The 12929-nt window shown below is 63.9% G+C and carries 12 protein-coding genes and 1 tRNA gene; 7 read left to right on the forward strand and 6 right to left on the reverse strand.

Annotation, left to right across the window (positions count from 1 at the left end):
* Positions 1–24 precede the first annotated feature (24 nt).
* Entirely contained in the window at positions 25–384 is a 360-nt protein-coding gene (locus FDY95_RS11185; protein WP_138077784.1) for a hypothetical protein, read from the forward strand.
* A gap of 88 nt (positions 385–472) precedes the next feature.
* Here FDY95_RS11185 and FDY95_RS26310 read toward each other — a convergent pair whose 3' ends face one another.
* Positions 473–1234 carry a hypothetical protein gene (locus tag FDY95_RS26310; RefSeq protein ID WP_171025625.1) on the reverse strand — a complete coding sequence of 254 codons (762 nt, stop codon included), beginning with the start codon at positions 1232–1234 and terminating at the stop codon, positions 473–475.
* 210 nt (positions 1235–1444) lie between these two features.
* On the opposite strand from FDY95_RS26310, the gene metG reads away from it, so the two are divergent.
* Positions 1445–3490 (forward strand): methionine--tRNA ligase, encoded by a 2046-nt coding sequence (gene metG / locus FDY95_RS11190; RefSeq protein WP_138077786.1) that lies wholly within the window; start codon positions 1445–1447, stop codon positions 3488–3490.
* 252 nt (positions 3491–3742) lie between these two features.
* On the opposite strand, the gene pth is transcribed toward metG, so the two are convergent.
* The 4 genes from pth to FDY95_RS11210 form a co-directional block, all read right to left on the reverse strand.
* Positions 3743–4309 carry an aminoacyl-tRNA hydrolase gene (gene pth, locus FDY95_RS11195; protein ID WP_138077788.1) on the reverse strand — a complete coding sequence of 189 codons (567 nt, stop codon included), beginning with the start codon at positions 4307–4309 and terminating at the stop codon, positions 3743–3745.
* A 217-nt stretch (positions 4310–4526) separates the two neighbouring features.
* A complete protein-coding gene (locus tag FDY95_RS11200; RefSeq protein ID WP_138077790.1) occupies positions 4527–5099 on the reverse strand; it encodes a 50S ribosomal protein L25/general stress protein Ctc in 573 nt (190 codons plus the stop codon).
* Positions 5100–5410: 311 nt separating this feature from the next.
* On the reverse strand, positions 5411–6340 hold the full coding sequence (locus FDY95_RS11205; protein ID WP_138077792.1) for a ribose-phosphate pyrophosphokinase: 930 nt from the start codon (positions 6338–6340) through the stop codon (positions 5411–5413).
* A gap of 192 nt (positions 6341–6532) precedes the next feature.
* A tRNA-Gln gene (locus FDY95_RS11210) sits at positions 6533–6605 on the reverse strand.
* Positions 6606–6860: 255 nt separating this feature from the next.
* Here FDY95_RS11210 and atpD point away from each other — a divergent pair.
* The 5 genes from atpD (at position 6861) to FDY95_RS11235 (ending at position 11607) form a co-directional block, all read left to right on the forward strand.
* Positions 6861–8366 carry a F0F1 ATP synthase subunit beta gene (atpD, locus tag FDY95_RS11215; protein ID WP_138077794.1) on the forward strand — a complete coding sequence of 502 codons (1506 nt, stop codon included), beginning with the start codon at positions 6861–6863 and terminating at the stop codon, positions 8364–8366.
* Positions 8367–8484: 118 nt separating this feature from the next.
* On the forward strand, positions 8485–8730 hold the full coding sequence (gene atpC / locus FDY95_RS11220) for an ATP synthase F1 subunit epsilon (protein WP_138077796.1): 246 nt from the start codon (positions 8485–8487) through the stop codon (positions 8728–8730).
* A 122-nt stretch (positions 8731–8852) separates the two neighbouring features.
* Entirely contained in the window at positions 8853–9947 is a 1095-nt protein-coding gene (locus FDY95_RS11225; RefSeq protein WP_246073999.1) for an AI-2E family transporter, read from the forward strand.
* A gap of 121 nt (positions 9948–10068) precedes the next feature.
* Complete coding sequence (locus tag FDY95_RS11230; protein ID WP_138077798.1) at positions 10069–11196, forward strand: trans-sulfuration enzyme family protein; 1128 nt, start codon at positions 10069–10071, stop codon at positions 11194–11196.
* Between the two features lie 36 nt (positions 11197–11232).
* Positions 11233–11607 carry an SdpI family protein gene (locus FDY95_RS11235; RefSeq protein WP_138077800.1) on the forward strand — a complete coding sequence of 125 codons (375 nt, stop codon included), beginning with the start codon at positions 11233–11235 and terminating at the stop codon, positions 11605–11607.
* A 122-nt stretch (positions 11608–11729) separates the two neighbouring features.
* On the opposite strand, the gene FDY95_RS11240 is transcribed toward FDY95_RS11235, so the two are convergent.
* A complete protein-coding gene (locus tag FDY95_RS11240; protein ID WP_138077802.1) occupies positions 11730–12869 on the reverse strand; it encodes an aminotransferase class I/II-fold pyridoxal phosphate-dependent enzyme in 1140 nt (379 codons plus the stop codon).
* Between the last annotated feature and the right edge of the window lie 60 nt (positions 12870–12929).

The following is a 12929-nucleotide window of genomic DNA, read 5'->3' on the forward strand; positions in this document are numbered from 1 at the left end:
CAAGGCCCGGCGGCTCTTCTGCTTATGACTACCCTTCGATACTTGCCCTTGGCCGCGGCCGGCCTGCTGGCCCTGGCCCTCGGCGCCTGCACCGCCTCCGATAGCGCCGTCGAAACCGACCGGGCGCCCACTGAAATTCGCACCGACGCCGACCGGCAGGCTGCCTACAACCGCGGCATCGGAGCCGGCGGGGCCGCGCCCGATGCCACGCCCGGCCGCGTGCCGCAGGTGCGCGAGCAGGCCGCCGCCTCGGGCGGGCGGCAGCGCATCGAAACCATCAACACCAACGACCCCAACAACACCAGCCAGGAAACGCGCATGCGCCGCATTCAGGGCAACCCCAACATCACCACCACCGACACCCTGCTGAACCGCCGGCCCTAGCCCGCGCTGCCCACACATGCCGAAGCCGCCCCGACCAGTCCCGCGATAGGGACGGCCGGGGCGGCTTCAGGGTGCTAAGCGGTAAGGCTTAGATGTCGTTGACGGCCGGGGCGGTGTCGCTGGGCGCAGCGTTGTTGTCGGCGGCGGGGCGCTTGGCGGCCGGGCGGGCGGCGGTGGCGCGGGAGCGGTTGGTGCGGGCCGGGGCGGCGGGCGCAGCCGCTACCGATTTGGCGGCGGCCGGTTTGGCCGCTGGTTTAGTCGTGGCCGGCTTGGCGGCTACGGGCTTGGCCACCACCGGCGCGGCGGCGGCCGGCGTGCGGCGCGGGGCGGGGCGGCGCACCGGCCGGGGCGCCGGGGCCGGCATGGCGGGCACCGAATAGGTCGACGGATCGGCCTGAATGCTCTGCGAAGCGGGCGCCGCGCCGTTCAGCACTTCCTCAAACAGCTGCTGGGTTTCCTGCTCCAGCCGCAGCGAAGCAGCCGCCACCACTTCCTGAATCTGGGCTTTGGTTTCCTGGCGGATGCGCTTGCTGAGCTCCTTCACGCGCCGGTTCAGCTCTTTCTGGGCCTGCCTGGCGGCGGCTTTGGCCAGCTTTTTCTGTTCCTTCTTCGAGGGCTCGGGGGCCGCCAGGGCCGGCAGGTCGATGCTGGTGTGGGCGGCCAGGGAGGCGGCTTTTTCCTGGGCTTTGGCGGCTTTGCGCTCGGCTTTGGCGGCTTTTTCCAGGGCTTTTTCCTCGGCCTTGGTGGCTTTGCGCTCCTCCTTGCGGAGGGCTTTCTTGCCCTTTTTCAGGGGCGCAGTGTCCGCCACCAGCTGAGGAACGGAGGTATTGGGTAGGGTAGGGAGGGCCATGGGACGAAGAGTTTAGCTCGGTGTGGTATTGGACGCGTAAATCAAGGTAATTGTTATCAATCCGTTATGTTAAGTTTTTTGCACTCCCGCCGCGGCACGTAACGTGCTGAACGCCGCAACTGTAGCCCAATCGTCGTTTCTTTGCGCTTTCAAATTTGAATTTGTCCGGCCGAGCTAACCCGAAGCCGGCTCGCGTTGTTCTCTCTCCCGATGCAAACCACTCCCCAACGCTATACCGTCACGGCGGCGCTGCCCTACGCCAACGGCCCGGTGCACATCGGCCACCTGGCCGGCGTGTACCTGCCCGCCGATATCTACGTGCGCTACCAGCGCGCCCAGGGCCGCGACGTGAAGTTTATCTGCGGCTCCGACGAGCACGGCGTGCCCATCACCATCCGCGCCCAGAAGGAGGGCGTGACCCCGCAGCAGGTGGTCGATAAGTACCACGCCATCATCCGCGACTCGTTCAAGGACTTCGGCGTATCGTTCGATATCTACTCGCGCACCTCCAGCGAAACTCACCGCCAGACGGCCTCCGACTTCTTCCGCAAGCTGTACGAGGCCGGGCAGTTCACCGAACAGGTGTCGCAGCAGTACTACGACGAGGAAGCCCAGCAATTCCTGGCCGACCGCTACATCGTGGGCACCTGCCCCACCTGCGGCAACGAAAACGCCTACGGCGACCAGTGCGAGCGGTGCGGCACCTCCCTCAGCCCCACCGACCTCATCAGCCCGCGCTCCATGCTCTCGGGCAACCAGCCCGTGCTGCGCGAAACCAAGCACTGGTACCTCCCGCTGGATCAGTACGAGCCCTGGCTGCGCGAGTGGATTGTGGAAGGCCACAAAGCCGACTGGAAAACCAACGTGTACGGGCAGTGCAAGTCGTGGATCGACCAGGGCCTGCACCCCCGCGCCGTGACCCGCGACCTGGACTGGGGCGTGCCCGTGCCGGTGGAAGGCGCCGAGGGCAAGGTGCTCTACGTGTGGTTCGACGCGCCCATCGGCTACATCTCGGCCACCAAGGACCTGCTGCCCGACGGCGAGTGGCAGAAGTACTGGCAGGACCCGGGCACCAAGCTGCTGCACTTCATCGGCAAGGACAACATCGTGTTCCACTGCATCATCTTCCCGGCGATGCTCAAGGCCCACGGCGACTTTATCCTGCCCGACAACGTGCCCGCCAATGAGTTCCTGAACCTGGAAGGCGACAAAATCAGCACCTCCCGCAACTGGGCCGTGTGGCTGCACGAGTACCTGCAGGATTTCCCCGGCAAGGCCGACGTGCTGCGCTACGTGCTCTGCGCCAACGCCCCCGAAACCAAGGACAACGACTTCACCTGGAAGGACTTCCAGGCCCGCAACAACAACGAGCTGGTCGCCAACCTCGGCAACTTCGTCAACCGCGCTGTGGTGCTGACCCACAAGTTCTTCGCCGGCCAGGTGCCCGCCGCCGGCGAGCTGACCGCCGCCGACCAGGAAGTCCTCGCCCAGCTGGCCGAATTCCCCCAGCGCGTCGGGGACCTGATTGAAAACTACCGCTTCCGCGACGCGCTCAACGAGCTGATGAACCTCACGCGTCTGGGCAATAAGTATCTGGCCGACACCGAGCCCTGGAAGCTCATCAAAACCGACGAAGCCCGCACCGGCACCGTGCTGCACGTGGCATTGCAGCTGGCCGCCGCCCTCGTCACGCTGATGGAGCCCTTCCTGCCCGCCGCCTCGGCCAACCTGGGCCGGATGCTGAACCGGACCAACGGCAAGTGGGACGAAGCCGGCCGCCCCGATGCGCTGCCCGCCGGGCACCCGATCAACGAAGCCGCGCTGCTATTCGACAAAATCGAGGACCAGACGGTGGAAGCCCAGGTGCAGAAGCTGCTCGACACCAAGCTGGCCAACCAGCTGGCCAACGCCCCGGTAATGCCGGCCAAGGAAGACGTGTCGTTCGAGGACTTCGGCCGCATGGACCTGCGCATCGGCACCATCCTCGCGGCCGAGAAAGTAGCCAAGACCAAGAAGCTGCTGAAGCTCACCGTCGACACCGGCCTGGACAAGCGTACCATCGTGTCGGGCATTGCCGAGCACTTCGCGCCCGAGCAACTGATAGGCCAGCAGGCCCTGGTGCTGCTCAACCTCGCCCCGCGCGAAATCAAGGGCATCGAAAGCCAGGGCATGCTGCTGCTGGCCGAAAACGCCGACGGCAAGCTCAGCCTGATGCAGCCCGGCCAGCCCGTGCGCCCCGGCTCCTTCGTGGCGTAAGTAGCGGCGGTTCGGGTAGCTGTCATTGCGAGGCGAAGCCGAAGCAATCTTTCCTCCAGTAGCACCGCCGCTACCACTGGCAGAAACCGAAACGCATCAGACCGAAAACGACACCGCCCGAAACCTCAGACGCAAGGTTTCGGGCGGTGTCGTTTTTAGTTGGTGCCAGTTGGGCCGTCGTGCCGCGAGAGGAAGGATTGACGCCGCTTGATGCGCGGAATACGTTGCTCGCAATGACTGCCAACCGAACCGCTACTTCACGTTCACCACGTTCATGGCCCGCTCGATGCCCAGCGTGCCGAAGGCCAGCACGGCGTCGGCGGCCTTTTCCAGGCGCAGGGGCAGGTCGATCAGCTCGTCGGCCGAGAAGGGGCTGAGCACGTAATCCACCTGCCGGCCCTTCGAGAAGCTGGAGTCGATGCCGAAGCGTAGGCGGGCGTACTCGTCGGAGCCCAGCGTTTCCTGGATGTGCTTCAGGCCGTTCTGCCCGCCGGCCGAGCCTTTGCCTTTCAGCCGCAGCTTGCCGAAGGGCAGGGCCAGATCATCGGTAACCACCAGCATCTGCTCCTTTTCCAGCTTCAGGGTGCTCAGCCAGTGCGCCGCCGCTTTGCCGCTCAGGTTCATGTAGGTGGTGGGCTTCACCAGCACAAAGGTTTTGCCCTTGTGCTTGATTTCGGTGGTGAAGGCGTGGCGGCCCAGCGCCCAGGGCGCCGCCTCAAACTTGCGGGCCAGGTAGTCACCCACCATAAAGCCCACGTTGTGCCGCGTATCAGCGTACTCCGGCCCGATGTTGCCCAGGCAGAGAATCAGGAATTTCATAGACCACGGATTCGACGGATTTCTCGGATGCCACGGATTTCGTGGACGATTAGTGGGGCAGCGCTGCCCGACCGTCTGGGTTAAGAGACAAAATTATCTAAACGGGTACAAAAAAAAGCCGCCCTGCGAACAGAGCGGCTTTTTTTCAGGATTCAACCTCCTCCCGAACCGACCACGAAATCCGTGGCATCCGAAAAATCCGTCGAATCCGTGGTCCTTATTTCTCGGCTTGCATCTGGCCTTTGAGGGCACGCGGGATGGCCACCGTGGCAATCGGAGCCAGCTGGTTGGTCAGGATCTTGTAATCGGCGGTTTCCACCTTGCTTACTTTGATCGACTTGCCCAGGCCCAGGTCCGAGATGTCCACCTTCACGTAGTCGGGCAGGTTCTCGGGCAGCGCCTGCACTTTCAGCTTGCGCAGCTTCGACACCAGTTTGCCACCGGCCAGTACGCCCGGCGAAACGCCCACGAACTGAATCGGAATGTCCATTTTCACCTCTTTGCCCTCCTGCAGCTGCAGGAAGTCGACGTGCAGCAGCATCTCGTTCACGGGGTGGAACTGAGCATCTTGCACGATGGCGCGGTAGGTGTCACCCTCCACGTTCAGGTCCACGATGTGCACCTCGGGGGTGTACAGCAGCTCGCGGAACAGGATGGCGGGCACGTAGAAGTGAATTTGCTCGCTGCCACCGTACATCACGCACGGTACATACGACTCCAGGCGCAGGCGCTTGGCTTCCTTCTTGCCGAGATTCGCTCTTTTAAACCCTACAATCTCCAGGCTTTTCATAAACTGGTGTTTGAAAAAGTGTGGCCTCTGTTAAAGACCTTGAAATGAAACGGTTCCACCCGGCTGGTAAGGCCGAAGGGGCCGCAAAGGTACGCGGAGAAGTTGGGATTGAAAAGCGGGCCGGGACTATATGTGCTGAACCGGGAAGATAACCGTAAAGAAAGAACGTCATTCCGAGCGGAGTCGAGGAATCTCGCGTGCTGACTTCCGCAAGTAATTTCTCCGTTCAACGAGGAAGTTACCATCGAACATCAGCACGCGAGATTCCTCGACTCCGCTCGGAATGACGTTCAATTAATCCGGACTATACTCTATATAAACAGCGAGCTGATCGACTCGTGCGACACCACGTTGTGGATGGCGCGGGCGAAGAGGTCGGCCACGGAAATCACCTTGATTTTCTCGTTTTCCTCGCGCAGCGGAATGGTGTCGGTCGTAATCAGCTCCACCAGCGCCGAGTTGCGAATCCGCTCGTGGGCCGGGCCGCTGAGCACCGGGTGGGTGATGACGGCCCGCACCGAAGCCGCGCCGCGCTCCAGCAGCAGGTCGGCGGCCTTGCACACGGTGCCGGCCGTATCCACGATATCGTCGACGAGCACCACGTTCATGCCCGTCACGTCGCCGATGACCTGCATGGAGGCAATTTCGTTGGCGCGCAGGCGCATCTTGTCGCAGACCACGATTTCGGCCCCGAACTTCTTGGCAAAGGCCCGGGTGCGCACCACGCCGCCCACGTCGGGCGAGGCGAAGATGAGGTTGTCGAGGTTGAGCGAGCGGATGTAGGGCGCCGTGATGGTCGAGCCGTCGAGGTGGTCGACCGGGATGTCGAAAAAGCCCTGAATCTGGCCGGCGTGCAGGTCGCAGGTCATCAGGCGGTCGGTGCCCACGCTCTGGATGAACTCGGCCACCACCTTGGCCCCGATGCTCACGCGGGGCTTGTCCTTGCGGTCCTGCCGGGCGTAGCCGAAGTAGGGCATCACCACCGTCACGTGCTTGGCCGAGGCGCGCTTGGCCGCGTCCACCATCAGCATCAGCTCCATCAGGTTGTCGGCGGGCGGGAAGGTGCTCTGGATCAGAAACACCTCGCAGCCGCGCACGCTCTCGTTGAAGCTCGGGCCGATTTCGGAGTCGGCGAAGCGCTGAATGGTAAGGTCGCCGAGGGGCTGGCGGTAGGCGGCGGCGATTTTTTCGGCTACGTCGCGCGACGTGGTGCCGGAGAAGATTTTGACCTGCGAGGACATGGTAGGAAAAGGGGGACTGAGTGAGCGAAGCAAGAAGCCGGCAGCCGCAAGGTAGGGGATGCACGCGCTAGAGGCTTGGTTCGCAGGCCACTCGGGCCCCGGACCACCGCTAGCGTGTGGGCCGACCCGTCGAAACCGGAAAAAGCAAAAGGCGCCGACTCCGCTCCGAAGAGGGGGCCAGCGCCTTTCTAGTTGTCCGACCAGGGCTCGAACCTGGACTTTCTTGAATCAAAATCAAGCGTGTTGCCAGTTACACCATCGGACAATTTCCCATCCGGTAACCAGGGGTTGTGCCGTTTGGGTTTGCAAATGTAGGTAGGTTTTTGCTGCCTCCAAATTTCCGTCGAAAAAAAATTTCCACGAAACCCCCTCAGAACGCTCCAAACGGGCCTTTTTCCGGTGAGTGTCAGCGAGAAAAGTTTCTGCACTTTTTCGCCCCGGTCGGGGTTTGCCCGTGCGGCGAATGGTCCGTACTTTTGCGGCCTGAAACTGCTCTCATTCTCCCATATAAAGAACTGCAATGGCGAATACCGGCAAAATCACCCAGGTTATCGGCCCCGTCGTGGACGTGAGCTTCGCGGGTGAAGGCACCAAGCTTCCCAACATTCTCGACGCCCTCGAAGTCATCAAGGACAACGGCACGCGCGTAGTCCTCGAATGCCAGCAACACCTGGGCGAAGACCGCGTCCGCACCATTGCCATGGACTCGACCGACGGCCTGACCCGCGGCGCCGTGGTTACGGACCTGGGCACCCCGATCCAGATGCCGACCGGCGACGCCGTGCTCGGTCGTCTGTTCAACGTGGTCGGCCAGGCCATCGACGGCCTGCCCCAGCCCTCGGGCGTTGGCTCACTGCCGATTCACCGCGCCGCCCCGCGCTTCGAGGACCTCTCCACCAGCACCGAGGTACTGTTCACCGGTATCAAGGTTATCGACCTGATCGAGCCCTACGCGAAGGGCGGTAAGATCGGTCTGTTCGGTGGTGCCGGCGTAGGCAAAACCGTACTGATTCAGGAGCTGATCAACAACATCGCCAAGGCCTACTCGGGTCTGTCGGTGTTTGCCGGCGTGGGTGAGCGTACCCGCGAAGGCAATGACCTGCTGCGTGAAATGATCGAAGCCGGCATCGTACAGTACGGCGAGGAGTTCATGCACGGCATGGAAAAAGGCGAGTGGAACCTCGACGCGGTGAACCTGGAAGGCATGAAGGACTCGAAAGCCACCTTCGTGTTCGGCCAGATGAACGAGCCTCCCGGAGCCCGCGCCCGCGTGGCCCTGTCGGGTCTGACGGTGGCCGAGAACTTCCGCGACGGCGACGGCACCGGTGCCGGCCGCGACATTCTGTTCTTCGTCGACAACATTTTCCGCTTCACCCAGGCCGGTTCGGAAGTATCGGCTCTGCTGGGCCGTATGCCGTCGGCCGTAGGTTACCAGCCCACGCTGGCCACCGAAATGGGCGCCATGCAGGAGCGTATCACCTCCACCAAGCGCGGCTCCATCACCTCGGTACAGGCCGTTTACGTGCCGGCCGATGACTTGACTGACCCGGCCCCGGCGACGACCTTCGCTCACTTGGACGCCACCACGGTACTGTCGCGTAAAATCTCCGAACTGGGCATCTACCCGGCCGTGGACCCGCTCGACTCGACCTCGCGTATCCTCGACGCCAACATCATCGGCGAGGAGCACTACAACACGGCCCAGCGCGTGAAGGAGATTCTGCAGCGCTACAAAGAACTGCAGGACATCATTGCCATCCTGGGGATGGACGAGCTGTCGGAAGAAGACAAGCTGGTGGTGGGCCGCGCCCGCCGCGTGCAGCGCTTCCTGTCGCAGCCCTTCCACGTGGCCGAGCAGTTCACCGGCCTGAAAGGCGTACTGGTGGACATCAAGGACACCATCAAAGGCTTCAACGGCATCATCGACGGTCTGTACGACCACCTGCCGGAAGCCGCGTTCAACCTGGTGGGCACCATCGAGGATGCCGTAGCCAAGGGTGAGCGTCTGATGGCCGAGGCCCGCTAATTCATTCTAATGTGCGAATGTGATTGAATGTGCTGATGTGCTAATGCGGGGAAACCTGCTGGCACGTCAGCACATTCATTAGCACACCAGCACATTTCCACATTAGCACATTGACAACATGCGTTTAGAAATCATCACGCCGGACCGGAAGGTGTTCGAGGGGGAAGTTTCCTCGGCCGTGTTTCCGGGCGTTGCCGGCCAGTTTGAAGTGCTCAACAACCACGCGCCGATGATTGCCGCCCTGCAGGCCGGCGAGCTGCGCGTGACCAGCGCCACCGGCCGCGAGTCGTTCCAGGTGAGCGGCGGCGTGGTGGAAGTGCTGCGCAACAACGTGACGGTACTGGCCGAATCGGTGCTGGCTTAGGTCAACGCATCGTCGCCAATAGCTGAAGAAGCCGCTCCTGCCCCGCAGGAGCGGCTTTTTTTGCGTTGAAGCGGGCCAAGCAGCGGCGTTGTCGTATTGTTGCGGGCAGTAACCGCCCCGTCATGCCGCCCATCGACCCGCTCAACGCCATCGAAAACATCTACACGCCCCGGCAGCGGCACGTGCTGCTGATTGCGTCTATCCTCGGGCTGGCCGGGCTGATGGTATTCGGGCTGGCGCAGTACCTGACGGCGTTTCTGGCGGCGGGCATCCTGTTCGTGGTGTTCCGGCCGATCTGGGTGGCCCTGGTGCACAAGCGGCGCTGGAACCGCCGGCTGGTGACCATCGGCATTCTGGTGCTGACGGTGGTGGTGCTGGTCATTCCGTTTTACGCGCTCAGCTCCCTGCTCGTCAACCGGCTGGTGGCCTTCGTGCGCAACCCTGACCAGATTCTGCAGGTGCTCCACAAGCTGGAAGAGGCCACCGGCATCAAGATAACCGAGCAGCAGAACGTGCGGCAGCTGCTGCAGCAGGGCACCAGCGTGGTGAGCCGCTGGCTGACCACGCTGGCCAGCAGCGCCCTGAACGTGCTGGTGGTAGTGGGCCTGATGCTCTTCACGATGTACTACCTGTTTATGCAGGAAACGTACTTCCTGATCGGGCTGCGGCGCTACCTGCCGTTTCGCAGCGAAACCATGCACGAGCTGGGCGACTCGCTCAAGAACAACGTCAACGCCAACGTGCTGGGGCAGGCGCTGGTGGCCTTGGTGCAGGGCATCCTGACGGGGCTCACGCTGTGGGTGTTCAAGGTACCCGACCCTCTGTTTTGGGGCGTAGTGGCGTTTTTCATGGCCTTTCTGCCGGTGCTGGGCACCCCGCTGGTGTGGGGGCCGGCGGCGCTGTACCAGTTTTCGCAGGGGCACAAGGGCGCGGCCATCGGCATTCTGCTGGTGGGCTTCATCGTCATCATCAACGTCGATAACCTGCTGCGCATCCTGCTGGCCAAGCGCATGGGCAACATTCACCCGCTGGTGACGCTGGTGGGGCTGGTGCTGGGCGTGGAAATCTTCGGCATCATCGGGCTGGTGGTGGGGCCGCTGCTGGTGTCGTACTTCCTAGTGCTGATGGAGGTGTTTCGGCGCGAAAACCGGGCGGCCCAGAAAAAGAAGCACCAGACGCCGCCTTCGGAGGGTGGCGCGCCGGCCAGCATCGTGTAGGCTGGGGCGTAACCCCTCAGTCGGGAAAAGCGCGGCGCGGGCCGTAGCTTGCGGCGCAGCTGGGGCCGATGCAACGCGCCGCGCCGGCCCGGTGCCTTTGCCCGTCAACTTCTCCGCCCCGATGACCTTTATCAATCCCAAAGTCACGCCTATCTACCAAAGCTCGGTCTTCAAGTTTCAGGACCTGGACGAGCTGGACGAGTACTTCGCCGACACCAGCAGCCGCTACCTCTACTCGCGCAACGGCAACCCCAACTCCGACGAGCTGGCCGACGCGGTGAATGCGCTGGAAGGCGGCGCGGGCGCCGTGGCCACGTCCTCGGGCATGGCCACTATTTTCGCCGCCATTCTGGCCTATTGCCAGGCCGGCGACCATGTGCTGTGCGCGGTCGACATCTACGGCGGCTCGGCGGCTCTGCTCAACACCGAGCTGAGCCGCATGGGCATCACGGTGACCTACGTGCCCTTCGAGCAGCTCTACGACCTGGGGCCGTTGTGCCAGCCCAGCACCCGCCTGCTGCTGGCCGAAACCATGAGCAACCCGCTGCTGCGCGTGGCCGACCTCGGCCGCCTCGCCGCGCACTGCCACGCGCTGGGCCTGAAGCTGGTGGTCGACAACACCTTCGCCTCGCCGGTGCTGACTCGGCCCCTGCAGCTGGGCGCCGACATCAGCCTGCACAGCGTGACCAAGTACATTGCCGGCCACAGCGACGTGACGGCCGGCGTGACCGTGGCCGCCGACCCCGAAGTAGCCGCCCGGCTCAAGCAAATCGGGGTGCTCTACGGCCTTACGCTGAGCCCGATGGAGAGCTGGCTGGCCGTGCGCGGGCTAAAAACCCTGCACCTGCGGATGCGGGAGCACAGCCACAATGCCCTGGCCGTGGCCACCATGCTGGCCGCCCACCCCGCCGTGCGGGCCGTGTACTACCCCGGCCTGCCCACCCACGCCCAGCACGCGCTGGCAGCCGAGCAGGGCGGCGGGTTGTTTGGCGGCATGCTCTCCTTCAAGCTGGCCGACGACCGGGAGGTGGTCAGCAACTTCATGCGCCGCACCGAGCGGTTCCCCTTCGCCCCGTCCCTGGCCGGCGTCGATTCGTCGCTGTCGTATCCGCTGGGTACCTCGCACCGCGCCCTGACGGCCGAGCAGCAGCAGGAGTTGGGCATTACCACCGGGCTGGTGCGGCTGTCGGTGGGCATCGAGCCGGTGGAGGAGCTGCTGGCGGATCTGCGACAGGCGCTGAACGCCTAACTTCCGGCGCTTACTTGCCACGTCAACTTCCCGCCGATGGATAAGGAAAACGTAGCCACCGTTATTGCCCTGGTAGTGGTGTGCGGCCTCGCGCTGCTGATGGGCTGGGTGACCAAATACCGCCCGCCCAAGCAGATCAACTGGCTGTACGGCTACCGCACGGCGCGCTCCATGCGCACGCCCGCGGCCTGGCACGAGGCCAACACCTACTTTGCCCGCTACTTCTGGCGGTTGAGCCTGGGGCTGCCGGTGCTGGCCGTTGCGGTCTACCTGCTCGCTGGTGGAGTGCGGGCCCTGCAGGTGGTGCTAGCCTGCTGGGTGCTGGGCATGGTGCTGGGAGCCGTGCGCACGGAGTGCCGCCTGAAGCGCCTGTTTGACGACGCAAATCAGCTGCGTGGCTCCGAGAGCTGACGCCCGACCGTAAGCAGCGGTATGAGAGTTTGTACTACTGGTGTGGTGTTTTGTACCCTCTGCCAGATTTTTATACTACCGGTTGAACTTTATAAGCTGATTGGGCCAGCTTTTAGGCCAGGTTACAGCATTTCCCGCAGGGCCGCTACCACCCGGCGCACGTCGGTATCGGTCATGGCGGAGCCGGAGGGCAGGCAGAGGCCGCGGGCGAAAAGGTCGGTGCTGACGGGGCCGCCGTACATGGGCGCGGCGGCGAAGAGCGGCTGCAGGTGCAGGGGCTTCCAGAGCGGGCGCGACTCGATGTTACGCGTTTCCAGGTGCAGGCGCAAGGCTTCGGGCGTATGCCCGGTGTACTCGGGGCGGAGCAGCAGGGTGGTGAGCCAGCGGTTGGCGCGGGTGTCCGTGGGCTCGGCGGGGCCGACCTGCACGGCTTCCAGCGGCTTGAGCAGCTCGCAGTACTGCGCGTAAATCTCGCGGCGGCGCTTCACGCGGTCCTCGATCAGCTCCATCTGCCCGCGGCCGATGCCAGCCAGCAGGTTGCTCAGGCGGTAGTTGTAGCCCTGCACCGAATGCTGGTAGTACGGGGCTGCGTCGCGGGCCTGGGTGGCCAGGAAGCGGGCCTGCCGGGCCCAGTCGGCGTTGTCGGTGAGCAGGGCGCCGCCGCCGCTGGTGGTGATGATTTTGTTGCCGTTGAACGACAGCACGCTCAGCGCCCCGAACGCGCCCAGCGGCCGGCCGTGGGAGCGCGCCCCGAGGGCTTCGGCCGCGTCTTCGAGCACCGGCACGCCGTATTCGGCGGCCAGGGCCAGGATTTCCGTCAGGCGGGCGGGCATGCCGTAGAGGTGCACCACGATGATGGCCTTCACCGAGCGGCCCAGGCGGCGCCGGTCCTCCAGGGCTTCGCGCAGGCGCTCGGGGCAGAGGTTCCAGGTGCTGGCTTCGGAGTCGACGAACACCGGCTCGGCGCCCACGTAGCGCACCGGGTTGGCGGTGGCCACGAAGGTGAAAGAAGGCACGATGACCTCGTCGCCGGGGCCGACGCCGAGCAACAGCAGGCCTAGGTGAATGGCGGCCGTGCCCGAGGAGAGGGCCACCGCGTGCTTGGCGCCGGTGTACTGGCACAGGTCGCGCTCGAAGCCGTCGAGGTTGGGGCCCACCGGCGCCACCCAGTTGTCTTCGATGGCCTTGTGCAGGTAATTTAGCTCGTGGCGGCCGAGGTGGGGCGGGGAAAGGTAGAGCCGGTCGTGGTCGTCGCTGTGCATTATGGGTGCTTGAGGCGTAGTGCCTAGTTGTTAGTGCCTAGTTGTTAGTGCCTGGTGCTT

Source organism: Hymenobacter jeollabukensis (assembly GCF_005771675.1).
Lineage (GTDB): Bacteria > Bacteroidota > Bacteroidia > Cytophagales > Hymenobacteraceae > Solirubrum > Solirubrum jeollabukense.

Bases quoted from the DNA above. Each gene is read 5' to 3' on its own strand.
- FDY95_RS11185 (WP_138077784.1), top strand. From the start codon at position 25: ATGACTACCCTTCGATACTTGCCCTTGGCCGCGGCCGGCCTGCTGGCC.
- FDY95_RS26310 (WP_171025625.1), bottom strand. From the start codon at position 1,234: ATGGCCCTCCCTACCCTACCCAATACCTCCGTTCCTCAGCTGGTGGCG.
- metG (WP_138077786.1), top strand. From the start codon at position 1,445: ATGCAAACCACTCCCCAACGCTATACCGTCACGGCGGCGCTGCCCTAC.
- pth (WP_138077788.1), bottom strand. From the start codon at position 4,309: ATGAAATTCCTGATTCTCTGCCTGGGCAACATCGGGCCGGAGTACGCT.
- FDY95_RS11200 (WP_138077790.1), bottom strand. From the start codon at position 5,099: ATGAAAAGCCTGGAGATTGTAGGGTTTAAAAGAGCGAATCTCGGCAAG.
- FDY95_RS11205 (WP_138077792.1), bottom strand. From the start codon at position 6,340: ATGTCCTCGCAGGTCAAAATCTTCTCCGGCACCACGTCGCGCGACGTA.
- atpD (WP_138077794.1), top strand. From the start codon at position 6,861: ATGGCGAATACCGGCAAAATCACCCAGGTTATCGGCCCCGTCGTGGAC.
- atpC (WP_138077796.1), top strand. From the start codon at position 8,485: ATGCGTTTAGAAATCATCACGCCGGACCGGAAGGTGTTCGAGGGGGAA.
- FDY95_RS11225 (WP_246073999.1), top strand. From the start codon at position 8,853: ATGCCGCCCATCGACCCGCTCAACGCCATCGAAAACATCTACACGCCC.
- FDY95_RS11230 (WP_138077798.1), top strand. From the start codon at position 10,069: ATGACCTTTATCAATCCCAAAGTCACGCCTATCTACCAAAGCTCGGTC.
- FDY95_RS11235 (WP_138077800.1), top strand. From the start codon at position 11,233: ATGGATAAGGAAAACGTAGCCACCGTTATTGCCCTGGTAGTGGTGTGC.
- FDY95_RS11240 (WP_138077802.1), bottom strand. From the start codon at position 12,869: ATGCACAGCGACGACCACGACCGGCTCTACCTTTCCCCGCCCCACCTC.